At 42.7% G+C, this 21,909-nt stretch carries 21 protein-coding genes, 1 pseudogene and 1 riboswitch; of the genes and pseudogenes, 15 read left to right on the top strand and 7 right to left on the bottom strand.

Features of this window, described 5'->3' with window-relative positions; genetic code table 11:
• Positions 1-67: 67 nt before the first annotated feature.
• Both E2R31_RS01460 and E2R31_RS01455 read right to left on the bottom strand, forming a co-directional pair.
• Positions 68-400, bottom strand: a complete 333-nt coding sequence (locus E2R31_RS01460; RefSeq protein ID WP_125399085.1) for a glucuronide permease — start codon at positions 398-400, stop codon at positions 68-70.
• Positions 401-426: 26 nt separating this feature from the next.
• Entirely contained in the window at positions 427-981 is a 555-nt protein-coding gene (locus tag E2R31_RS01455) for a TetR/AcrR family transcriptional regulator (RefSeq protein ID WP_084947193.1), read from the bottom strand.
• 130 nt (positions 982-1,111) lie between these two features.
• Here E2R31_RS01455 and E2R31_RS01450 point away from each other — a divergent pair, with 130 nt between their 5' ends.
• From E2R31_RS01450 to E2R31_RS01440, 3 genes are all read left to right on the top strand, one after another.
• Positions 1,112-2,011 carry a cation diffusion facilitator family transporter gene (locus E2R31_RS01450; protein WP_132972478.1) on the top strand — a complete coding sequence of 300 codons (900 nt, stop codon included), beginning with the start codon at positions 1,112-1,114 and terminating at the stop codon, positions 2,009-2,011.
• A 109-nt stretch (positions 2,012-2,120) separates the two neighbouring features.
• A complete protein-coding gene (locus E2R31_RS01445; RefSeq protein WP_132972476.1) occupies positions 2,121-4,646 on the top strand; it encodes an ABC transporter ATP-binding protein/permease in 2,526 nt (841 codons plus the stop codon).
• A 237-nt stretch (positions 4,647-4,883) separates the two neighbouring features.
• Positions 4,884-5,921: a zinc-binding dehydrogenase gene (locus tag E2R31_RS01440; RefSeq protein WP_132972474.1), complete on the top strand. Its 1,038-nt coding sequence runs from the start codon at positions 4,884-4,886 to the stop codon at positions 5,919-5,921.
• A 67-nt stretch (positions 5,922-5,988) separates the two neighbouring features.
• Here E2R31_RS01440 and galR read toward each other — a convergent pair whose 3' ends face one another.
• On the bottom strand, positions 5,989-6,990 hold the full coding sequence (gene galR, locus E2R31_RS01435; RefSeq protein WP_132972472.1) for a DNA-binding transcriptional regulator GalR: 1,002 nt from the start codon (positions 6,988-6,990) through the stop codon (positions 5,989-5,991).
• Between the two features lie 164 nt (positions 6,991-7,154).
• Between galR and E2R31_RS01430 the strand changes: the two genes are divergently transcribed.
• The 10 genes and pseudogenes from E2R31_RS01430 (at position 7,155) to pyrE (ending at position 16,419) form a co-directional block, all read left to right on the top strand.
• Positions 7,155-8,333, top strand: a complete 1,179-nt coding sequence (locus E2R31_RS01430) for a galactokinase (RefSeq protein WP_132972470.1) — start codon at positions 7,155-7,157, stop codon at positions 8,331-8,333.
• An 11-nt stretch (positions 8,334-8,344) separates the two neighbouring features.
• Positions 8,345-9,004 carry an HAD family hydrolase gene (locus E2R31_RS01425; RefSeq protein ID WP_132972468.1) on the top strand — a complete coding sequence of 220 codons (660 nt, stop codon included), beginning with the start codon at positions 8,345-8,347 and terminating at the stop codon, positions 9,002-9,004.
• Positions 9,001-10,488: a UDP-glucose--hexose-1-phosphate uridylyltransferase gene (locus E2R31_RS01420; protein ID WP_132972466.1), complete on the top strand. Its 1,488-nt coding sequence runs from the start codon at positions 9,001-9,003 to the stop codon at positions 10,486-10,488. Before E2R31_RS01425 ends, E2R31_RS01420 begins: the two co-directional genes overlap by 4 nt.
• Positions 10,489-10,557: 69 nt before the next feature.
• Positions 10,558-10,962: a PaaI family thioesterase gene (locus E2R31_RS01415; protein ID WP_000651199.1), complete on the top strand. Its 405-nt coding sequence runs from the start codon at positions 10,558-10,560 to the stop codon at positions 10,960-10,962.
• A gap of 69 nt (positions 10,963-11,031) precedes the next feature.
• Positions 11,032-11,205, top strand: a pseudogene (locus E2R31_RS01410) (AAA family ATPase); the annotation flags it as partial.
• Positions 11,206-11,311: 106 nt separating this feature from the next.
• A complete protein-coding gene (murD, locus tag E2R31_RS01405) occupies positions 11,312-12,664 on the top strand; it encodes a UDP-N-acetylmuramoyl-L-alanine--D-glutamate ligase (RefSeq protein ID WP_132972464.1) in 1,353 nt (450 codons plus the stop codon).
• A 1-nt stretch (position 12,665) separates the two neighbouring features.
• A complete protein-coding gene (locus tag E2R31_RS01400; protein ID WP_132972462.1) occupies positions 12,666-13,724 on the top strand; it encodes a UDP-N-acetylglucosamine--N-acetylmuramyl-(pentapeptide) pyrophosphoryl-undecaprenol N-acetylglucosamine transferase in 1,059 nt (352 codons plus the stop codon).
• Positions 13,725-13,733: 9 nt separating this feature from the next.
• On the top strand, positions 13,734-14,852 hold the full coding sequence (locus tag E2R31_RS01395) for a cell division protein FtsQ/DivIB (protein WP_132972460.1): 1,119 nt from the start codon (positions 13,734-13,736) through the stop codon (positions 14,850-14,852).
• Between the two features lie 190 nt (positions 14,853-15,042).
• Complete coding sequence (pyrF, locus tag E2R31_RS01390; protein ID WP_132972458.1) at positions 15,043-15,744, top strand: orotidine-5'-phosphate decarboxylase; 702 nt, start codon at positions 15,043-15,045, stop codon at positions 15,742-15,744.
• 42 nt (positions 15,745-15,786) lie between these two features.
• Complete coding sequence (gene pyrE, locus E2R31_RS01385) at positions 15,787-16,419, top strand: orotate phosphoribosyltransferase (protein WP_132972456.1); 633 nt, start codon at positions 15,787-15,789, stop codon at positions 16,417-16,419.
• 61 nt (positions 16,420-16,480) lie between these two features.
• On the opposite strand, the gene E2R31_RS01380 is transcribed toward pyrE, so the two are convergent.
• From E2R31_RS01380 to E2R31_RS01365, 4 genes are read right to left on the bottom strand one after another with little or no spacing between them, the layout of a single operon-like run.
• Positions 16,481-17,347, bottom strand: a complete 867-nt coding sequence (locus E2R31_RS01380; protein WP_132972454.1) for a cysteine ABC transporter substrate-binding protein — start codon at positions 17,345-17,347, stop codon at positions 16,481-16,483.
• 11 nt (positions 17,348-17,358) lie between these two features.
• A complete protein-coding gene (locus E2R31_RS01375) occupies positions 17,359-18,117 on the bottom strand; it encodes an amino acid ABC transporter ATP-binding protein (RefSeq protein ID WP_132972452.1) in 759 nt (252 codons plus the stop codon).
• Positions 18,118-18,795, bottom strand: coding sequence for an amino acid ABC transporter permease (locus tag E2R31_RS01370; RefSeq protein ID WP_038805713.1), 678 nt, complete (start codon positions 18,793-18,795; stop codon positions 18,118-18,120).
• A complete protein-coding gene (locus tag E2R31_RS01365) occupies positions 18,755-19,435 on the bottom strand; it encodes an amino acid ABC transporter permease (protein ID WP_132972450.1) in 681 nt (226 codons plus the stop codon). The genes E2R31_RS01370 and E2R31_RS01365 overlap by 41 nt, the downstream gene beginning before the upstream one ends.
• A gap of 209 nt (positions 19,436-19,644) precedes the next feature.
• Here E2R31_RS01365 and lctO point away from each other — a divergent pair, with 209 nt between their 5' ends.
• Positions 19,645-20,781 carry an L-lactate oxidase gene (gene lctO, locus E2R31_RS01360; protein ID WP_000120738.1) on the top strand — a complete coding sequence of 379 codons (1,137 nt, stop codon included), beginning with the start codon at positions 19,645-19,647 and terminating at the stop codon, positions 20,779-20,781.
• 148 nt (positions 20,782-20,929) lie between these two features.
• Positions 20,930-21,018, top strand: a riboswitch (TPP riboswitch).
• A 219-nt stretch (positions 21,019-21,237) separates the two neighbouring features.
• Positions 21,238-21,906: a TenA family protein gene (locus E2R31_RS01355; protein ID WP_132972448.1), complete on the top strand. Its 669-nt coding sequence runs from the start codon at positions 21,238-21,240 to the stop codon at positions 21,904-21,906.
• The last annotated feature ends 3 nt before the right edge of the window (positions 21,907-21,909 follow it).

Raw genomic sequence — 21,909 nt, 5'->3', positions numbered from 1 at the left:
GGAGGAGCCACTTTCTTCAGTAAACAAAATCCCATCTCGTCTAAAGTTCGAGATGGGATTTTTAGTGTTAGAGTAAGATAAACAAGAGAGCAATCAAAGCTGCTAGTGTGCCCCTTATAATGTGGTGCGATATATGTTGACTTTCTTGCTGTCGCCCATTCCAGTAAGCACCGTAGCAGATGATGCTAGAGCCCACTATCCATAAGATGATCGTTGCTAGTGGAACGAAGAAAAAGATAGCAAGAGCTAGTGAAGTGAGACAACTGCCGACCAAGATGCACGTGTTTCCCAGACTGTAGTTCTTTTCTTTCATGGCTGCGAAAGCTGCCGCGAGATGAAGGAGGGAGAAAATAAGAGCCAATACAATCGTTAGAATTCCTAGGATAATAGAATTTAACATAGTTGATTCCTTTCTTCGTGATAGGATTAAATTTCGAGTGATTTTGTAGAAGTCATCTCAATCACATCTAAGTAAAATTTCACTACTTGGTCTTCAGTATAAGATTTTCCTTTTTTTAGCCACCAGGTCAGTGTTTCGATAAAGTTTGTTACTACAAAATGTTTGAGGTAGGAAGCCGGAATGTTTGGATAGGACTCTTGCAAATCATCCGCCACCATGGGATAGACGTGGTGTTCGAGCTCCTTGTGTAGTTGGCGGAGGAAGTAGTCGTTTTTGGAAAAAAGAAGACTGGTGACATGGTCTTGATTTTTTTGAAAATGCAAAAAAATATGTGCGAGGTAGTCCTCGGTAGTAAAGTGTCCTTCCCTTTCAAAGAGATGATGAAAGAGGTAGCGACAGAGTTCATCTAAAAGCAGTTCCTTGCTTTCATAGTGACAGTAAAAAGTAGAACGCCCAACATCTGCCAAGTCAATGATATCTTGGACAGTAGTAGCATCATAGCCCTTGTCGTTCAAAACTTGTAGAAAAGCTTGATAGATGGCTCTTTTAGTCTTACTGACTCGACGGTCTCTTTTTGGCATATAGACACTTGAGACAAACTGTTCAGAACTGAACATGGCTGACAGTTTGCTTCTATCCTTTCTTTGGATTTTATTAGATAATACAAATGAAAGAAGTATATATACCTATTATACCAAAGGAGGGAGAGAAATGAGTTCTAAAACATCTATCTGGCTAGCCTTTTTCTTGAATCTATCATTTTCTGTTGTCGAATTTATTTTTGGAGGCATCTTCAATTCAAGTGCTGTATTAGCGGATGCGGTTCATGATTTGGGCGATGCCCTTGCCATAGGCTTATCAGCTTGTTTGGAAACTATTTCCAATCGTCAGGAAGACAAACGTTACACTCTTGGCTACAAACGCTTCAGTTTGCTAGGTGCCATGCTGACTGCTTTGATCCTTTTGACAGGATCTTTCATGGTGCTCTTGGAGAATATCCCTCGTCTCCTATCCCCTCAGCCTGTCAACTACCAAGGGATGCTGTGGTTGGGAGTTATTGCGATTCTTATCAATCTCTTGGCTAGTCTAATCGTTCGTAAGGGTCAGACCAAGAACGAAGCTATCCTGACCTTGCATTTTCTAGAAGATATTCTAGGTTGGATAGCGGTCATTCTGGTTGCTGGTGTTTTGTATGTGACTGACTGGTACTTTCTCGATCCACTCTTGTCTCTTTTAATTTCTAGTTTTATCCTCTGGAAAGCCATTCCTCGTTTTTGGTCAACACTCAAGATTTTCTTAGATGCTGTGCCTGAAGGGATCGAGACTGCTAAGCTAGAGAAAGAGTTAGCAGCGCTAGATAATGTTAAAAGTGTTAATCAACTCAGTATTTGGTCCATGGATGGTCTGGAAAATGACGCCATTGTTCATGTTTGCCTAGAAGAGATTGAACATATGGAGTATTGTAAAGAATCCATTCGTAATTTACTCAAAGATTATGGTTTTCAAAATGTTACCATTGAAGTTGATGCAAACCTAGCAAGTCACCAAACCCATAAGCGAAAAATTGAGGAGTTGGAAGTAGGTCAAAGTCATGGACATTATCATTCATAAGAAGTCGATTTTCTATTTGTTGATTATTTTTGATGAATTGTAAATGTAACATATTTACTCCATTATGAAATTGTGATAGACTACATATATCACTGAAAGGAGATAGACGATGTTACAGCTACAACACATTTCAAAAGTCTATCATACGGGCGATCAAGAGTTCCACGCGCTAAAGGATATCTCGATTCGCTTCCGTGAGAATGAGTTTGTCTCCATTCTTGGGCAATCGGGTTCTGGGAAAACCACTCTATTAAATATCATCGGGGGACTCGACCAATACACATCTGGTGATTTACTCATCCAAGGAAAATCAACAAAGCAATTTAAAGACCGCGATTGGGATAGCTACAGAAACCACACCATCGGTTTCATCTTTCAGTCTTATAATCTCATCGGGCACCAAACTGCACTCTCTAACGTAGAAATTGCAATGACTCTTTCGGGTGTTTCAAAAGCAGAACGTAAGAAACGTGCTATCGAAGTGCTCGAACGCGTAGGCCTAAAAGACCATTTATATAAGAAACCAAGTCAAATGTCTGGGGGACAAATGCAACGAATCGCGATTGCGCGTGCTCTTGTTAATGATCCAAAAGTCGTTTTAGCCGACGAACCGACAGGAGCGCTCGATTCTGAGACTTCTGTTCAAATCATGAATTTATTAAAAGACATTGCCAAGGAACGTTTGGTTATCATGGTGACGCATAACCCAGAGCTGGCACAGAAGTACTCCACACGTATCGTACAAGTATTAGATGGAAACATCTTGAGCGACTCAAACCCATGCGAACCAACAGAGGAGACAAAGCAAGTCGACATCCAGTTCACGAAGACGAAGATGAGCTTTATAACCGCCCTTGTACTTTCCTTTAATAACCTATTGACAAAGAAAGGTCGTACCTTACTAACAGCTTTTGCGGGTTCTATCGGGATTATCGGGATTGCTCTTATCTTAGCCCTTTCCAATGGTGTGAGTGACTACGTTAAAAAGGTGCAGGAAGATACCCTCGTCTCTCTTCCACTGACGATTAGCGAGCAGAACCAGAGCAACTTGTTGGCGACCTCTCCAGATTTGAGCGAGAAGCCTTACAAGGATAATCATGAGCTCGGTATCAATACGGTTTTAACGAATTTATTGAAAAAACAAATCGGAAAGAACGACCTAGCTTCCTTCAAGACTTACTTGGAGGAACACGCTTCGAAGGTCGAATCTCTCACAAAAGACATTCGTTACCGATACAATTTACAACCGTTTATCTATGCAAGTGATACTTCCAACGGACCCAAAAGTATTCTACCTTCAACCTTAGCTGATGAAGTAGAAACAGCGAACCAAACGATGAAGGGATACTTACAAAACCTCAACTACTGGAGTGAACTTTCTAGTGATTCTTCAATGCTAGAAAGCAAGTACGACGTGTTGGAAGGACGCTTCCCACAAGATAAGTCCGAGCTCGTCCTTATCGTAGATGAAAACAATCAAATTAGCGATTTGTTGCTCTATAGTTTGCGTTTCAAAGATCCCAGTGAATTGAACGATACGAAGAAGCTCGACGAACTCTCTTCTCAAACGTATCAATATAGTGATTTTATCGGAAAAACTTTCAAAGCAGTTGTCAATACAAACCGTTTTGTGAAAGAAAATAACTTATGGCTCAATAAGATTGATAATGCTTCTTATATGAAAACTCAAATCGAGAATGGGCTCCAACTTAAAATTGTGGGTGTCCTTCGCCAAAAAGACGGCACAAGTTCAGGCGTGAATACTCCTTCAGGAGGAATCGCCTACACAAGCGCCCTTATTGATTACACTTCCGAATACATTCAAAATAGTGATATCGTTAAGGAACAGGAAGCCAATCAAAATCTAAATGTATTTACGGGTAAAGACTTTGCCAAAGATCCTAAACCATTCAGTTCGGAGAATTTAACCGAAGAAGAAAAAATTCAGTTGGCTAAAATGACGCCTGAAGAACAGGCGCAGTATGTCCAACAATATAACGACAATTCGGCTTCAACTTACGAGGAAAACCTCGCAAAAATGGGCGTCATCAACAAATCCAAACCAGCTGCCATTGAGCTCTACACCTCTTCGTTCCAACAAAAACAAGACTTAAAAGAGTTCATAAACGCCTATAACACAGCGAAAAAAGAAGCTGGAGAAGACGATAAAGTACTCGCTTATTCAGATGATATCCAATCTATCATGTCTTCAATTACGACATTGGTTGGCGTAGTGACAACAGTACTCGTTGGCTTTGTGGCCATCTCACTCATTGTATCTTCTATAATGATTTCGATTATCACGTACATTTCAGTTCTCGAACGTACAAAAGAAATCGGAATCCTACGTGCAATGGGGGCTTCGAAGAAAGATATTCGTCGTATCTTCACTGCTGAAACAGCCATTGAAGGATTGATCTCTGGGGTGCTCGGTATCACGATTACCTTTCTTGCGACATTCCCAATCAATGCGATTGTTGCGAAAATGACAAATGTGGGAAATGTAGCGCAATTACCAATAGAAGTAGCTCTAATCCTTATCGGTATTTCGATTGTCCTTACCATGTTAGCTGGTCTAATCCCTTCACGCATCGCTGCTAAGAAAGACCCAGTCGAATCGCTTCGTAGCGAATAACAACTAAACCACAAAAAGGTGGATAAAGGAATATTTCTTTATTCACTTTTTCTATTGGCTGGAAACTATTAAAAACGTAATCGAAAAATCTCTCCTTATAAAACTTAAATCTCAAGAAGAAAAGACTATATTGGACTAAACTAGTGCCTTATCGCCGTTAATAATGATTGATACGAGCGAAAGCTTGACAAAAAGTGTATAATGAAAGTAAGAAACCAATAGAAAAGGAGTGGTTCTATGAAGAAAACAGTTTATATAAAAGCTGGTCAGGTTGGTCTTATTGAAGTGGAGCATCCGCAAATCATTGAGGCAGATGATGCCATTATTCGGATCGTTCGGACCTGTGTTTGTGGCTCTGATCTGTGGAGCTATCGCAATCCAGATATTGAAACGGGCCATCAGAATAGCGGGCACGAAGCGATTGGTATCGTTGAGGCAATTGGTGATGCAGTGACGACTGTTAAACCTGGCGATTTTGTTATTGCACCTTTCACCCATGGCTGTGGGGAGTGTGATGCCTGTAGCGCTGGCTATGATGGGACTTGTGACCGCCATATTGGCACCAATTGGTCTAATGGGGTGCAAGCGGAGTACATTCGCTTCGAATATGCCAACTGGGCTCTTGTCAAAATTCCGGGTCAGCCCTCTGATTATACAGAAGGCATGCTCAAATCCCTCTTGACACTGGCTGATGTCATGCCGACCGGCTATCATGCTGCGCGTGTTGCTAATGTTCAAAAAGGGGATAAGGTTGTCGTTATCGGTGACGGGGCTGTTGGTCAATGTGCTGTTATCGCAGCTAAAATGCGTGGGGCATCTCAAATTGTTCTCATGAGTCATCACGAAGACCGTCAACAAATGGCTTTGGAGTCAGGGGCGACAGCTGTTGTGGCTGAACGTGGCGAAGAAGGAATTGCCAAGGTGCGAGAAATTCTTGGTGGAGGAGCAGATGCAGCACTTGAGTGTGTCGGTACTGAGGCAGCGGTTGATCAAGCCCTTGGGGTGCTTCACAATGGTGGACGTTTAGGCTTCGTTGGTGTTCCTCATTATAATAACCGTGCCCTTGGTTCAACTTTTGCTCAAAATATTACGGTAGCAGGCGGAGCAGCCTCTGTAACGACTTACAACAAACAGTTCTTACTGAAGGCTGTCCTTGATGGTGATATCAATCCAGGCCGTGTCTTTACTTCAAGTTATAAATTAGAAGAGATTGACCAAGCATACAAAGACATGGATGATCGCAAAACTATTAAGTCTATGATTGTGATGGATTAACAATGAAAATCCTAATGGAGATTTGAGAATTTCTATTAGGATTTTTTGCGTTGGTATATTTGTTGAGTTATGGCAGCGTACTCTCTCTCAAAGTCAGTCTGGTGCCCAGCATGGTTAGGCTAGGGATCTTGCGACCATGGAGAACTTCCTTATTAAGAATATCCATACCGACTCGGCCCATCTCCTCAGTATAGACTGTGATACTAGATAGGGGAGGATAGACCTGCTTGGTCAGGCTAGTATCGTTAAAAGAAATGAGACTAACACGGTCTGGCAAGCTAATTCCAGCTTCTTGAAGGGCACGGAGGGCACCGATGGCTAAACTATCGCTGGCTGCGAAAAATGCTGGAGGGAGCTGATCCCCCAACTTGTGAATAGACTCCTTCATCAAGTCATATCCAGACTGGGCAGTAAAACTACCTTGAAAGACCAGTTTATCATTGTAGATACCTTTTGATAGAGAGTAGTTTTTAAAATGTTCTAGACGTTTATCCTGGATGATTTCTTCTTGGTCGGTTGTTTCCTCAAGACCTGTGAGAATTCCGATACGGTTCATACCTTGACTGAGGAAATGGTCTACAACTTGTTTTACAGCAGTGTAAAAGTCAGTGATAATACAGGTATGACCTAGTGAGAGGGTGTCACTGTCTATAAAGACTAAAGGTTTTTGGTATTCTTCAAAGGCAGAAATCTGAGCTCGGCTGAACTTTCCGATGCAGAGAATGCCAATCACTTCCTCGCTCAGTGTAAAAGGATGGTCATTAAAATAGCGCAAGATGTCATAGTCCAACTCTTGGGCTCTTTTTTCAATACCGAGACGAATCTGATAGTAGTAGAGGTCGTCCAGCTCCCCTTGTTCGCTGACCCATTGGATAATGGCAATCTTTTGCTTGGGTTTGTGGGATTCGCCTGTCTTGAGGTGCTTAGTATAGCCCAGCTCTTCAGCAACGGTTAATATACGGTGTCTGGTTTCTTCTGTAACAGATAGACTCTGGTCGCGATTGAGGACACGAGATACGGTCGCGATAGAGACAGAGGCTAGCTGTGCGATGTCTTTTAAGGTAGCCATAAATCCTCCTTCTTTTAGGTTAGTATATCATATTTTTCTGTTTTTTACTGATAGTTTAGTAAAAGTTTAGTAAAAAGGATTGACCTTGGTAAATCCCTTGGATACAATAGAAGAAAACGATTACACGTTAAGGTGACTTAACGGACAGTCAAAGGAGAATTTATATGACACAAGATCTTACTACTGAAGCCCTTCGCAAAGACTTTCTTGCCGTTTTTGGTCAAGAAGCAGACCAAACTTTCTTTTCACCAGGCCGCATCAATTTGATTGGTGAACACACGGACTACAATGGCGGGCACGTTTTTCCAGCTGCTATTTCTTTGGGAACTTATGGTGCAGCTCGCAAGCGTGACGACCAAGTCTTGCGTTTCTACTCAGCCAACTTTGAGGACAATGGTATCATCGAAGTGCCTCTTGCTGACCTCAAATTTGAAAAAGAGCACAGCTGGACCAACTATCCAAAAGGGGTTCTTCATTTCTTGCAAGAAGCTGGACATGTGATTGACAAAGGGTTTGATTTTTATGTTTATGGGAATATCCCAAATGGTGCTGGCTTGTCATCATCAGCATCCTTGGAACTTTTGACGGGGGTTGTGGTAGAGCATCTCTTTGGTTTAAAACTAGACCGTTTGGATTTGGTTAAAATCGGAAAACAAACAGAAAATAACTTTATCGGAGTCAACTCTGGTATTATGGACCAGTTTGCTATCGGTATGGGAGCTGACCAACGGGCCATTTACCTAGATACCAACACCTTGGAGTATGACTTGGTGCCACTTGACTTGAAGGACAATGTTGTTGTCATCATGAACACCAACAAACGCCGTGAACTTGCGGACTCTAAGTACAATGAACGCCGTGCTGAGTGTGAGAAAGCTGTGGAAGAATTGCAAGCTGCCATAGATATTCAGACCTTGGGTGAATTGGATGAGTGGACCTTTGACCAATATAGCTATCTGATTAAAGACGAAAATCGTTTAAAACGTGCTCGTCATGCTGTGCTTGAAAACCAACGTACTCTTAAAGCTCAAGCAGCCCTTCAAGCAGGTGATTTGGAAACCTTTGGTCGTTTGATGAATGCTTCTCACGTTTCTCTAGAGCATGACTACGAAGTAACTGGCTTGGAATTGGATACCCTAGTTCACACAGCTTGGGCTCAAGCAGGTGTTCTGGGTGCTCGTATGACAGGGGCAGGATTTGGTGGCTGTGCCATTGCCTTGGTGCAAAAAGATGCTGTTGAGACCTTTAAAGCAGCTGTTGGCAAACACTACGAGGAAGTCGTTGGATATGCTCCAAGCTTCTATATCGCTGAAGTTGCAGGCGGCACTCGAGTTTTAGACTAGGAGAGAAGTAAATGGAAGCTGTAATATTTGATTTAGATGGCTTATTAGCTGATACTGAGATCATTTCTCTAAAAGTTTATCAAGAATTGCTTGAAGATTTTGGAATTCCTTTCACAGAAGAAACATATTCTAGAGAATACAGTGGACATAGGGAAGAGGAGAATGTTCAACGATTTTTGGATACCTATGATTTACCTTGGAACTTTGATCAAACCTTGGAAAAAGTTTATGAACTGGAAGCTCGAATATTAACCAAAGGTGTAAATTTAAAAAAAGGTGCTAAAAATTTGCTTGCTTTTTTGCAAAGAGAAGGTATTCCAATCGCTCTAGCAACTTCAAGTGTTGAATCTAGAGCTAGAATGATTTTGGATAGTAATGGGATACTGTCCCTATTTGACCATCTAGTTTTTGCAAAAGATGTAAAGCGAAGCAAACCTTACCCTGATATATTTTTAAAGGCCTGTAGTGATTTGAATGTTTTACCAGAGAATTGCTTAGTATTAGAGGATAGTGAAGCAGGGATTGAAGCAGCGTATAGAGCTGGGATACCAGTTATTTGTATTCCAGACTTGAAAATGCCAGCACAGTCTTTCTTAAATAAAACAGAACAAGTTTTTCAGGATTTAGATGATGTCAGAGACTATTTAGAAAGTAAGAAGGAGAATCAATGAGTCAGGGAGTTCTAGATGCATTCATCACGGAAGTCATTGCTGAAAGTTCATTTGAGGAAATGGATCGAATCTACCTAACCAATCGTGTCTTGGCACGAGTGGGGGAAGGTGTTTTGGAAGTTGAGACGGATCAGGATGACTTGATTGACCTCAAGGACCAGCTTGTCGAGGAGGCCGTTCGATTAGAGACGATTGAGGATAGTCAGACTGCGCGTGAAATCCTTGGTGCTGAACTGATGGACTTGGTAACCCCTTGTCCAAGTCAGGTCAATCGTGACTTCTGGGCAACCTATGCCCAATCTCCTGAGCAGGCAATTGCGGACTTCTATCAACTTAGCCAGAAAAACGACTACATCAAGCTCAAGGCTATTGCTAAAAATATTGCTTATCGTGTACCATCTAACTACGGTGAACTGGAGATTACTATCAATCTGTCTAAACCTGAAAAGGATCCAAAGGAGATTGCGGCGGCCAAGTTGGTGCAAGCTAGCAATTATCCCCAGTGTCAGCTTTGTCTAGAGAACGAAGGTTACCATGGTCGAGTTAACCACCCAGCTCGCAGCAATCACCGCATTATCCGTTTCGAAATGGCGGGTCAGGAGTGGGGCTTCCAGTATTCGCCCTATGCTTATTTTAATGAGCACTGTATTTTCTTAGACGGCCAGCACCGTCCCATGGCCATTAGTCGTCAGAGTTTTGAGCGCCTGCTGGCGATTGTAGAGCAATTTCCAGGCTATTTTGCAGGTTCGAATGCCGACCTTCCAATCGTGGGAGGCTCTATTCTGACTCATGATCACTATCAGGGAGGCCGTCATGTATTTCCTATGGAATTGGCTCCCTTGCAAAAGACTTTCTCTTTTACTGGTTTTGAACAAGTCAAGGCTGGGATTGTCAAGTGGCCTATGTCAGTTTTGCGTTTGACTTCGGATTTCAAAGAAGATTTGATCAACTTGGCTGACAAGATTTTACAGGAATGGCGCCAGTATTCAGATCCTGCAGTGCAGATTTTGGCAGAGACAGACGGGACACCGCATCACACCATCACACCGATTGCTCGTAAACGCGACGGTCAGTTTGAGTTGGACTTGGTCTTGCGGGACAATCAGACATCGCCAGAGCATCCTGATGGCATTTATCATCCCCACAAGGATGTCCAACATATCAAGAAGGAAAATATCGGCTTGATTGAGGTCATGGGCTTGGCTATCTTGCCACCTCGTTTGAAAGCAGAAGTGGAGCAAGTCGCCAGCTACCTCGTGGGAGAAGAAGTCTCAGTTTCCGACTATCATCAGGAATGGGCAGACCAGCTCAAAGCCCAACATCCGGACCTAGCAGATAAAGAAAAAGCCCTTGAAATCGTCAAGGAATCTGTGGGTGCTATTTTTGCACGTGTTTTGGAGGACGCAGGGGTTTACAAGCAGACGGAACAAGGACAGGCAGCCTTTATGCGCTTTGTAGAGCAGGTCGGAATTTTGCCAGACTAGGAGCTTTCTCCTTGCACAGTCCTATAAAAAGTAGTATCATAGTGTCGTTTGAACTATCAGGAGGAAACGATGAAAGATTTTCATTTTGACGCTATATCTGCCTTTGAAAATTACGAAATAGAAAAAATGAGAGATGGTCATGTTGTGGTGACGACGAAAGTGGTGGACTCGTCGCTCAACTACTATGGCAATGCCCATGGTGGCTATCTTTTTACCCTTTGTGACCAAATCAGTGGTTTGGTGGTTATCTCGCTGGGGCTTGATGGAGTGACGCTTCAGTCCTCTATCAACTACCTCAAGGCAGGAAAACTCGACGATGTGCTGACCATTAAAGGAGAATGTGTCCATCAAGGTCGCACAACCTGTGTGGTAGATGTCGATATCACCAATCAAGAGGGCAGAAATGTCTGCAAAGCAACTTTTACCATGTTTGTCACAGGACAAAGGTCAGAAGAAAGACAGGTAAGGATATAAAGTACTGAGAGTTGACCTGCACTCTAAGGGTTAAATATTTTTGTCGAACTTTTGGAGTGCAGGTTAGTTTTGATTCTCGCAGATGAACCAACTGCTTCGCTAGACCCCAAAAACTCTGAGGAATTACTTTCTATCCTGGAATCTTTAAAAAATCCGAATCGGACCATTATTATTGCGACCCACAATCCTCTTATCTGGGAGCAAGTGGATCAAGTCATTCGAGTTACCGATTTATCTCATTGATGATAAGAGAACATTAAGTTAGAAGAAAGAGTCACAAATACACTTTGTGGCTTTTTTATTTCCGTAAAAATGGTAAAATAGTAGGAGTAGAAATGGAGTTTGAGACATGAAAGTAATCGATCAATTTAAAAATAAGAAAGTCCTTGTTTTAGGTTTGGCCAAGTCTGGTGAGTCTGCGGCTCGTTTATTGGACAAGCTGGGTGCTATTGTCACTGTTAATGACGGCAAGCCTTTCGAGGAAAATCCTGCTGCGCAAAGTTTGCTAGAAGAGGGAATCAAGGTTGTTACTGGTGGCCATCCTTTGGAGCTCTTGGATGAAGATTTTGCTCTGATGGTGAAAAATCCAGGTATCCCTTATAGCAATCCCATGATTGAAAAGGCTTTGGCAAAGGGTATTCCAGTCTTGACTGAGGTGGAGTTGGCTTACTTGATCTCAGAAGCGCCAATTATCGGTATCACTGGTTCAAATGGGAAAACAACCACAACGACCATGATTGGGGAAGTTTTAACTGCTGCCGGTCAACATGGTCTATTGTCAGGGAACATCGGCTATCCTGCTAGTCAAGTGGCTCAAACTGCGACAGCCAAGGACACGCTTGTCATGGAACTTTCTTCTTTCCAACTGATGGGCATTCAAGAATTCCATCCAGAGATTGCGGTCATTACCAACCTCATGCCCACTCATATCGACTACCATGGCTCTTTTGAGGCCTATGTGGCAGCCAAGTGGAATATCCAAAATAATATGACAGCAGCTGATTTCCTTGTCTTGAACTTTAACCAAGACGTGGCAAAAGAATTGGCCACTAAAACACAAGCTACTGTTGTACCATTTTCAACACTTGCAAAGGTTGATGGAGCTTACCTGGAAGATGGTCGACTTTACTTCCGTGGTGAAGTGGTCATGGCAGCTGCTGAAATCGGAGTTCCAGGTAGCCACAATGTGGAGAATGCCCTTGCGACCATTGCAGTAGCCAAGCTCCGTGGTGTGGATAACCAAACCATCAAGGAAACTCTTTCAGCCTTTGGTGGTGTCAAACACCGTCTCCAATTTGTGGATGAAATTCAGGGTGTCAAATTCTATAATGATAGCAAATCAACCAATATCTTGGCTACTCAAAAAGCCTTGTCAGGATTTGACAACAGCAAGGTCATCTTAATTGCAGGTGGTTTGGACCGCGGCAATGAGTTTGACGAATTGGTGCCAGATATCACTGGCCTCAAGAAGATGGTCATCCTCGGTCAGTCTGCAGAACGTGTCAAACGGGCAGCAGATAAGGCTGGTGTGGCTTATGTAGATGCGATAGATATTGCAGATGCGACCCGCAAGGCCTACGAGCTTGCGACTCAAGGAGACGTGGTTCTCCTCAGTCCTGCCAATGCCAGCTGGGATATGTATGCTAACTTTGAAGTACGTGGCGACCTCTTTATCGACACAGTAGCGGAGTTAAAGGAATAATATGAAAAAAATTGTCTTTACAGGTGGGGGGACAGTTGGACACGTCACCCTCAACCTTTTGTTAATGCCTAAGTTCATCGAAGACGGCTGGGAAGTTCACTACATTGGTGATAAAAACGGAATCGAACACCAAGAAATCCTCAAGTCAGGCTTGAATGTGACCTTCCACTCCATTGCGACTGGGAAGTTGCGTCGCTATTTCTCTTGGCAAAATATGCTGGATGTCTTTAAGGTTGGTTGGGGAATTGTCCAATCGCTCTTTATCATGTTACGACTGCGTCCACAGGCCCTTTTTTCAAAGGGTGGCTTTGTCTCTGTACCGCCGGTTATCGCAGCGCGAGTTTCCAGAGTTCCTGTCTTTATCCACGAATCGGACCTATCTATGGGCTTGGCCAATAAAATTGCCTATAAATTTGCGACCAAGATGTATTCAACATTTGAGCAGCCTGCTGGTCTTGCAAAAGTCGAGCATGTTGGAGCAGTGACCAAGGTTTCAGACCAAAAAACTTCAGAACCAGATGAATTGGTGGATATCCAAACCCACTTTGATCCAAAATTGCCTACAGTATTGTTTGTCGGTGGTTCTGCAGGAGCTCGTGTCTTTAACCAATTGGTGACAGATCATAAAAAAGAACTGACCGAGCGCTATAATATTATCAACCTCACTGGAGATTCTAGCCTCAATGAGTTGAGTCAAAATCTCTTTCGTGTTGATTATGTGACGGATCTCTATCAACCCTTGATGGAGATGGCAGATGTGGTGGTGACGCGTGGTGGTGCCAATACGATTTTCGAGCTCTTGGCCATGGCGAAACTCCATCTCATCGTACCATTGGGTCGTGAAGCAAGTCGAGGAGACCAGATTGAAAATGCTGCCTACTTTGTTAAGAAAGGCTATGCAGAAGAACTTCAAGAAAGCGACTTGACCTTGGAAAGCTTGGAGGAGAAACTCAGTCACTTGCTTAGTCACAAGGATCAGTACCAAGCTAGCATGAAAGCTTCAACTGAATTGAAATCTCTTGCGGATTTTTACGATCTATTAAGAAAAGACCTATCATAAGGAATATCAATGTCAAAGGATAAGAACAAAGAATCAAACCCCAAGAAAGAATTGTCTGAATGGCAGAAACGAAACCAGGAATACCTGAAGAAGAAGGCTGAGGAAGAAGCTGCCCTAGCTGCGGAGAAGGAAAAGGAAAAACAAGCTCGAATGGAGGAAAACTCTAAGATGTTAGAGGAGGCCAAGAAATCCTCGAGTGAGTCAGACGAGGAAGCAACAAGCCCAAGCAAGGAACCTTCCGAGAAAGCTGAGAAAACTCAAAAGGAAGACACAAAAGTTAAAAAAGAGAAAGAAAAAAAGAAAAAAGAAAAACTAGAAAAACCTGCCAAACCTAAAATTGCGCCTGTTCATATTTGGCGGGCAGTTAGTATCTTGGTGCCGAGTGTTCTGGTTCTCCTCCTTTCTATCTATCTCTTGACTCCTCTTTCGACTATCAAGCATATCGAGGTTAAGGGAAATGTCCAGACCCAAGCGGATGACATTAAACAAGTTTCTGGCATTCAGGATAGTGACTATACCTTGTCTTTGTTGTTGAACAAGGAGAAGCACGCTGAGCAGATCAAGTCTAATCACTGGATAGAGTCAGCAAAGATTGACTACAAATTTCCGACAAACTTTACGATTGAAGTCAAAGAGTTTGAGATTGTTGGCTACTATGTGACAGGTGAAGACCACTATCCAATCCTATCTAGTGGTACAGTAGAGTCGAGCCCTGTCAACCTTTTGAACCTGCCTGAGACCTACCTAACAGTCACCTTTAACGATGAGCAGCAGGTGAAGGATTTGATAACGGGATTGTCTACCATCAGTGAGGATATCAAGAGTCAAATCCAGAAAATCGAATTAGCGCCGAGCAAGGCAACAGCAGATCTTTTAAAAATTACCATGCTGGATACAGATGAGATTTTGGTTCCCCTATCAGAATTGAGCAAGAAATTGCCTTATTACAGCAAAATCAAGCCACAGTTAACAGAACCGAGCTTCATCGATATGGAGGCAGGAATTTATAGCACTAGCCTGGCTGATAAACGTTTAGAAGAAGCTGAGGAAAAGGATAAACAAGAAGCTAAAGAAGCAGAGAAGAAAAAACAGGAAGAAAAAAAAGCTGAAGAAAAGAAACAAGAATAAGAATCTTCAGTTTTTACTTGACAAGTGTCGTTATAAATAATAGAATAGTAGAAAACTTTTAAAGCAGTCCAGAGAGGCAGCTAAGGTTAGACAGTGAAAGGGTGGAGACTACCCGTTTTTCGTGGAACCTAGCTGCTAGCAGGTTCCTTTTTTTGAGCAATGGACTGTTAGCAAAGAATAGGAGAAAAGAATGCGTGAGAGTCGCCCGGTCATTGCTCTGGATTTTCCAAGTTTCGAGGAAGCCAAAGAATTTTTAGCCCTTTTTCCAGCAGAGGAAAAACTCTATGTCAAGGTAGGAATGGAAATCTACTATGCAGTAGGTCCCGAAGTTGTGAGTTATTTGAAATCATTGGGACATAGTGTTTTTTTGGATCTCAAGTTGCATGATATTCCAAATACGGTTAAATCAACTATGAAAATCTTGTCAAGCCTTGGGGTGGATATGACTAATGTTCAGGCTGCAGGTGGACTTGAAATGATGCAGGCTGCGCGTGAAGGCCTTGGTGATCAAGGGATTCTTATCGCGGTGACTCAATTAACCTCAACATCTGAAGAACAGATGCAAGACTGTCAAAATATCCAAACTAGTCTGCAGGAATCAGTGATTCACTATGCTAAGAAAACAGCTGAAGCTGGATTGGATGGAGTGGTTTGCTCAGCCCAAGAGGCACAGCTCATCAAGGAAGCTACAAACGAAGATTTTATCTGCTTGACACCAGGTATTCGACCAGCAGGTACTGAAGCAGGGGATCAAAAACGAGTAGTGACCCCTGGTCAAGCCTACCAAATCGGTAGTGACTACATTGTAGTAGGCCGTCCAATCACACAGGCAGCAGACCCTGTAGCAGCCTACCATGCTATCAAGGAAGAATGGACACGCGACTGGGTCTAAAGCGTATTTGACTATAGATTTAAGGATAAGAAGGAGTATACCATGACACTTGCTAGAGACATTGCTAGCCATCTATTGAAAATTCAAGCGGTTTATCTCAAACCAGAAGAGCCTTTCACTTGGGCATCTGGGATCAAGTCACCGATCTATACGGATAATCGTGTGACCCTAGCTTACCCGGAAACTAGAACTTTGATTGAAAATGGTTTTGTGGATGCTATCAAAACAGCCTTTCCAGAAGTAGAAGTCATTGCTGGTACAGCGACAGCAGGGATTCCACACGGAGCTATCATCGCGGACAAGATGAACCTACCATTTGCTTATATCCGTAGCAAGCCAAAAGACCATGGAGCCGGAAACCAAATCGAAGGCCGTGTAGCCCAGGGGCAAAAAATGGTAATTGTAGAAGACCTGATCTCAACTGGTGGTTCAGTTCTCGAAGCGGTAGCAGCTGCCAAGCGTGAAGGAGCAGATGTTCTCGGTGTAGTAGCCATTTTTAGCTATCAATTAGCAAAAGCAGATAAGAACTTTGCAAACGCAGGCGTGAAACTGGTGACTCTCTCAAACTACAGCGAGCTCATCCACCTAGCTCAGGAAGAAGGCTACATCACACCAGAGGGATTGGATCTCTTAAAACGATTTAAAGAAGACCAAGAAAATTGGCAAAATGTTTAAGATATAGAAAAAATCAGGTAATTTCTAGGATTACCTGATTTCTTTTTGTTTTCGGAAAGTATTAGTCTACTTTTCCGCCTTCAACAACAAGGTCATCTGCCTTAGCAGCGTTACCGTAGGTTGGGTGAAGTGTCTTTTCATAAGCCTTGTGGAAGAAGTTTTCTTTACCTAATTTTTCAATTTCTTGGTTGATGTAGTCAAGAAGTTCTTGATTACCCTTTTGAACTGCTGATGCGATGGTATCTGGATCACCGAGGGAAGTAATTCCTACTTCAAATCCTTTATTTTCGAGAGCCCACGCTAGGACTTCCGTATTGTCAGTCGAGAAGGCATCTCCACGTCCGTCCAGAAGAGCTTGATAAGCATCACTGTATTGGTCGTATTTTTGAAGTTTGACTTCTGGGTGATTTTTCTCAAAGTAGGTTTCAGCAGTGGTTCCTTTTGTGACAATCAAGGTTTTGCCTTCTAATTCTTTAACGTCTTTGATGATTTTATCTTTTGGTGACACAACACCGAGTGATACTTTCATGTAAGGAAGGGCAAAATCGACTTGTTTCTTACGTTCGTCGGTAACTGTGAAGTTGGCAAGGGTGATATCAACCTTGTTTGAAATCAAATATTCAGCACGGTTGGCAGCATCGACTGAAACGTATTTAACCTTAACACCCAGGTCTTGAGCTAGTTGATTTCCCAATTCGATATCGTAACCTTGGTAAGAACCGTCGTTGTCAACATAACCAAATGGTTTTTTGTCTCCAAATACGGCGATTCGAAGCTCACCGCTTTTTTTGATTTCGTCGATAGTGCGGGCTTTGGCGGTTGTTTTTCCTGATGAAGCATCAGAGCTTCCACCTGAGCTACAAGCTGTGACAAAGATAAGCGCAAATGCTAGAGCAAAAACAGTTAGAATTGGTTTGAGTAGTTTCATAAAAATCTCCTTTATAGATATGAGCCGAACTGGCTAAAGTCAAATACGTTTAAAAATTCCTGTGCTCGTTTGGTTTGAGGATTAGTGAAGAATTCTTGAGCAGTTCCTTCTTCAGCAATCTTCCCTTGGTCAAGAAAGATAATGCGGTCCGCAATGGCTTGGGCAAACTGCATTTCATGGGTTACCAGTATCATGGTACGCCCTTCTTGAGCCAAGTCATTGATAAGTTCCAGAACCTCACGCACCATTTCTGGGTCCAGTGAAGCCGTTACTTCATCAAAGAGGATAATTTCTGGATGCATGAGAAGGGCACGGACAATCGCCACTCGTTGTTTCTGTCCACCAGATAATTGTCGAGCGAAACCGTGTTTTTTATCAAGCAAACCCACACGTTCCAGTAATTGCAGTGCTTCTTCAGTTACTTCTTTCTTGTCCCGTCCTTGTGCCTTGATAGGACCTAAGATAAGGTTCTGCAGAACGTCCAGATGGGGAAAGAGTTCATAACTTTGAAAGACCATCCCAATCTTTTGGCGAACCAAGTGAAAGTCTTTCTGGTTTCCAATAATGGACTGGCCATCCAGAAGAATATCTCCACCTTGAATGGTTTCTAAGCCATTGAGACAGCGAAGTAGGGTACTTTTCCCGCAACCAGATGGTCCTAGAATGACGACAACTTCCCCCTTTTTGATATCCAGGGAAAGCCCTTGGAGGATGGGATTATCTCCGAAGGATTTTTTCAGATCCTTGATTTCTAAAATAGTTTCAGACATTTAGTTCCTCCAATGTTTTTCTAAGTGAGTGGATAGTTTGGAAATAGGAAAACAGACTGCGAAATACAAGACCAGAATGGTTCCGTAGATCCAAAAGGAAGTAGTTGGGATGGTCAAGCGATTGCTATCAATGATCTGCTGTCCCACTTTTGTGACTTCAACGACCCCAATCAAGACAACTAAGGAAGTCGTTTTGATCATCCGAGTGACAAGGTTGATGGCTTGTGGCAGCAGTCTTCTCAAGACCTGCGGGATGATGATGTGGTAGTAAAGTTGGAAGGTCGTCAACCCCAGCGCCTGTCCACTTTCAAACTGATGTTTGGGAAGGGAAGTGATGGCTCCACGTACCAAGTCCCCCATCTCAGCTGTTCCCCAGAGTGTAAAAACGATAACGGCAGAAGTCTCTCCAGAAATGTTGATATTAAAATTTCGAGCCAAACCAAAGTAAACAATGAAGAGCAGAACCAGTTGAGGCATGATACGGATAAATTCTAGATAAAAACGTGTTAAAAAACGAACGACTCTAGAATGGGAGGTCATGATGATTCCCATAACCGTACCGAAAATCATGGATAAGAGGACAGAGAGGATGGAAATCCCAATCGTGACTCCCAATCCTTGTAAAATCCGCAAGAGATTATTTCCCTGAAAGAGTACTTGTATTCCCGAATCCTGCATGGCGGAGCCTCCTTTCTATCCAGCTAAAGACCAGTGAGATGGGGAGAAGCATCATCAGATAAGCAACTACCAACATAGCTAGCGCAATGTCTGTCTCATAGTAGAGCCCAATCAAGTCCTTGGCGACGTACATGAGGTCGGCCAAAGCCACTGCTGAGAAAACAGAGGTTTCCTTGATGAGGAAAATGACATTGGCACTAAAAGACGGTAGAGCAATCGCTGTTGCTTGTGGCAGAACCACATAGCGAAAGACCTGTAGAGGTGTCAGACCGATGGCAAATCCAATCTCCTGCTGGGTTTGACTGACAGCTTCCAGCCCACTTCGGAAAGACTCTGCCATGTAGGAGCCTCCTAAAAAGACCAGTCCTAAAGTGGCACAGACTTCTGAAGATAGGACAATCCCAATTCGGGGAAGACCGAAGTAGAGAAAGAAGAGTTGAATCAAAAGGGGCGTATTACGCGACAATTCGATGTAGGCTGTTGCTAGCTGTGAAAAGATAGGAACGCGATAATGCCGAATGACACTAACGATTAGACCAACAAGAAAAGAACCCAAAATTCCCCAAACTGCGATATGCAGGGTCAGAAAAAAAGCCTTTTGATAGAGTGGTAAATATTGTTCAACAATGGACCAATCCAAAATAGAACCTCCCATCTAGGAATAATATAGCTATTGTAGCACTAAAGGGCATATTTGGATAATATGAATTTTTTATCACAATGATAGAAAATATTTATCATGTCTGTGATTTGAAATCTCCAGACAAAATTTTTGAAAGGATTCTGAAAAAGAGGTAAGATAGTTTATGTAAGAAAAAGTAAACGCTTACTTAATAAGGAGGACACTTTATGTCATATAAAACAAGCAATGCAGAAGGACCTGTAGATTTTATTAACACTTATGATTTGGAGCCAATGGCGCAACAAGTCATTCCTAAAGCTGCCTTTGGTTATATCGCTAGTGGAGCAGAGGATACTTTCACTCTACGCGAGAACATCCGTGCCTTTAACCACAAACTTATTGTTCCTCATACGCTTTGTGATGTTGAAAATCCAAGTACAGAGATTGAATTTGCAGGTGAAAAATTATCTTCACCAATTATTATGGCGCCTGTTGCGGCTCATAAATTGGCAAATGAGCAGGGGGAAGTAGCTACTGCGCGTGGTGTGCATGAATTTGGTTCTCTTTATACAACCAGCTCTTATTCTACTGTTGACCTTCCAGAAATTACGGAAGCTCTTCAAGGGACACCTCATTGGTTCCAATTTTACTTTAGTAAAGATGATGGGATCAACCGCCACATCATGGACCGTGTGAAGGCTGAAGGCTACAAAGCGATTGTCTTGACGGCAGATGCAACTGTTGGGGGCAATCGTGAGGTCGACAAACGCAATGGATTCGTCTTCCCAGTTGGCATGCCGATTGTTGAAGAATACCTTCCAGAAGGTGCTGGTAAATCAATGGACTTTGTTTACAAGTCAGCCAAACAACGCTTGTCTCCACGTGATGTAGAATTTATCGCTGCTTACTCAGGTCTTCCTGTCTATGTCAAGGGGCCTCAATGCCGTGAGGACGTTGAACGTTCGCTTGCCGCTGGTGCTTCTGGTATCTGGGTAACCAACCACGGTGGCCGCCAAATCGACGGTGGACCAGCATCCTTTGACTCACTTCAGGAAGTCGCTGAAGCAGTTGATAAACGTGTGCCAATTGTCTTTGACTCTGGTGTTCGTCGTGGTCAGCACGTCTTTAAAGCCTTGGCTTCAGGAGCAGACTTGGTAGCTATTGGCCGCCCTGTGATCTATGGCTTGGCTCTCGGCGGTAGTGTTGGTGTGCGTCAAGTCTTCGAGCACTTAAATGCAGAATTGAAGACAGTCATGCAGTTATCTGGAACTCAGACTATTGAAGATGTCAAACACTTCAAGCTCCGTCATAACCCATACAACCCAACCTTCCCAGTTGACCCTCGTGACTTAAAATTGTATTGATAAAGAAGACGGCCTACACCTGATGTGGGGGTTTTTCTCCGTGTATAAAAAGATTAAATCGTTATCAAAAACTATATAAATATATTTTTCGGTCAAATATCTTGCTAGGGCTTTCAAATTCTGTTATACTGGTCCAGTAATTAAATAATAAAGACATTTGGGATGCTTTAGGCTGAGATGATACCCATTGAACCTGATACAGTTAATACTGGCGAAGGGAAATGTGAAAAGGTTTTTTTCGTATGTCGAAAGAAACTGTCTAATCTTGTAAGCTAAACTCTAATTCTCGATTGTAATTGGAGTTTTTTTGTTTATCAAAAGAGGACAGGCTTGACGGCAAGTCTTTCGGTAGCTCTCCACCTTGAATGCCCCACTTTTCTTTAAAAAGGTCAAGTAAAACTAGGATTTTCTTGGTATTTTGTTGATTACGAACGAGTAAAGAGAGGAGAAGTAAATATGGAAACACAAGACTATGCATTTCAGCCAGGTTTGACCGTTGGAGAATTATTAAAAAGCAGTCAGAAGGATTGGCAGGCTGCAATCAATCATCGTTTTGTTAAGGAACTTTTTGCGGGGACAATTGAGAATAAGGTCTTAAAAGACTACCTGATTCAAGATTATCATTTCTTTGATGCCTTCTTATCCATGCTGGGAGCTTGTGTAGCTCACGCAGACCAGCTTGAATCCAAGCTTCGTTTTGCTAAGCAACTAGGCTCTCTTGAAGCAGATGAAGATGGTTATTTCCAAAAGGCTTTCAAAGAGTTAAAGGTAGCAGAGAATGACTATCTAGAAGTGAACTTGCACCCTGTAACAAAAGCGTTTCAGGAGCTAATGTATTCTGCTGTGGCTTCATCAGACTATGCTCATCTTTTGGTCATGCTGGTCATTGCAGAAGGTCTCTATTTAGACTGGGGTTCTAAAGATTTGGCACTACCTGAAGCCTATATTCATTCGGAATGGATCAATCTCCACAGAGGTCCTTTCTTTACAGAGTGGGTTCAATTTCTAGTTGATGAACTTAATCGTGTCGGGAAAAATCGAGAAGATTTGACAGAACTTCAGGAACGCTGGAATCAAGCAGTTGCTTTAGAATTAGCCTTTTTTGATATTGGTTATGAATTATAGGAC

This window comes from Streptococcus downii (assembly GCF_004353325.1).
Lineage (GTDB): Bacteria > Bacillota > Bacilli > Lactobacillales > Streptococcaceae > Streptococcus > Streptococcus downii.
Note: the sequence above shows the minus strand (reverse complement) of the source record. Positions and strands in the feature narration are given on the sequence as shown.

Excerpts from the sequence above, each read along its gene's own strand:
- E2R31_RS01460 (WP_125399085.1), bottom strand. The coding sequence starts at position 400 with ATGTTAAATTCTATTATCCTAGGAATTCTAACGATTGTATTGGCTCTT.
- E2R31_RS01455 (WP_084947193.1), bottom strand. The coding sequence starts at position 981 with ATGCCAAAAAGAGACCGTCGAGTCAGTAAGACTAAAAGAGCCATCTAT.
- E2R31_RS01450 (WP_132972478.1), top strand. The coding sequence starts at position 1,112 with ATGAGTTCTAAAACATCTATCTGGCTAGCCTTTTTCTTGAATCTATCA.
- E2R31_RS01445 (WP_132972476.1), top strand. The coding sequence starts at position 2,121 with ATGTTACAGCTACAACACATTTCAAAAGTCTATCATACGGGCGATCAA.
- E2R31_RS01440 (WP_132972474.1), top strand. The coding sequence starts at position 4,884 with ATGAAGAAAACAGTTTATATAAAAGCTGGTCAGGTTGGTCTTATTGAA.
- galR (WP_132972472.1), bottom strand. The coding sequence starts at position 6,990 with ATGGCTACCTTAAAAGACATCGCACAGCTAGCCTCTGTCTCTATCGCG.
- E2R31_RS01430 (WP_132972470.1), top strand. The coding sequence starts at position 7,155 with ATGACACAAGATCTTACTACTGAAGCCCTTCGCAAAGACTTTCTTGCC.
- E2R31_RS01425 (WP_132972468.1), top strand. The coding sequence starts at position 8,345 with ATGGAAGCTGTAATATTTGATTTAGATGGCTTATTAGCTGATACTGAG.
- E2R31_RS01420 (WP_132972466.1), top strand. The coding sequence starts at position 9,001 with ATGAGTCAGGGAGTTCTAGATGCATTCATCACGGAAGTCATTGCTGAA.
- E2R31_RS01415 (WP_000651199.1), top strand. The coding sequence starts at position 10,558 with ATGAAAGATTTTCATTTTGACGCTATATCTGCCTTTGAAAATTACGAA.
- murD (WP_132972464.1), top strand. The coding sequence starts at position 11,312 with ATGAAAGTAATCGATCAATTTAAAAATAAGAAAGTCCTTGTTTTAGGT.
- E2R31_RS01400 (WP_132972462.1), top strand. The coding sequence starts at position 12,666 with ATGAAAAAAATTGTCTTTACAGGTGGGGGGACAGTTGGACACGTCACC.
- E2R31_RS01395 (WP_132972460.1), top strand. The coding sequence starts at position 13,734 with ATGTCAAAGGATAAGAACAAAGAATCAAACCCCAAGAAAGAATTGTCT.
- pyrF (WP_132972458.1), top strand. The coding sequence starts at position 15,043 with ATGCGTGAGAGTCGCCCGGTCATTGCTCTGGATTTTCCAAGTTTCGAG.
- pyrE (WP_132972456.1), top strand. The coding sequence starts at position 15,787 with ATGACACTTGCTAGAGACATTGCTAGCCATCTATTGAAAATTCAAGCG.
- E2R31_RS01380 (WP_132972454.1), bottom strand. The coding sequence starts at position 17,347 with ATGAAACTACTCAAACCAATTCTAACTGTTTTTGCTCTAGCATTTGCG.
- E2R31_RS01375 (WP_132972452.1), bottom strand. The coding sequence starts at position 18,117 with ATGTCTGAAACTATTTTAGAAATCAAGGATCTGAAAAAATCCTTCGGA.
- E2R31_RS01370 (WP_038805713.1), bottom strand. The coding sequence starts at position 18,795 with ATGCAGGATTCGGGAATACAAGTACTCTTTCAGGGAAATAATCTCTTG.
- lctO (WP_000120738.1), top strand. The coding sequence starts at position 19,645 with ATGTCATATAAAACAAGCAATGCAGAAGGACCTGTAGATTTTATTAAC.
- E2R31_RS01355 (WP_132972448.1), top strand. The coding sequence starts at position 21,238 with ATGGAAACACAAGACTATGCATTTCAGCCAGGTTTGACCGTTGGAGAA.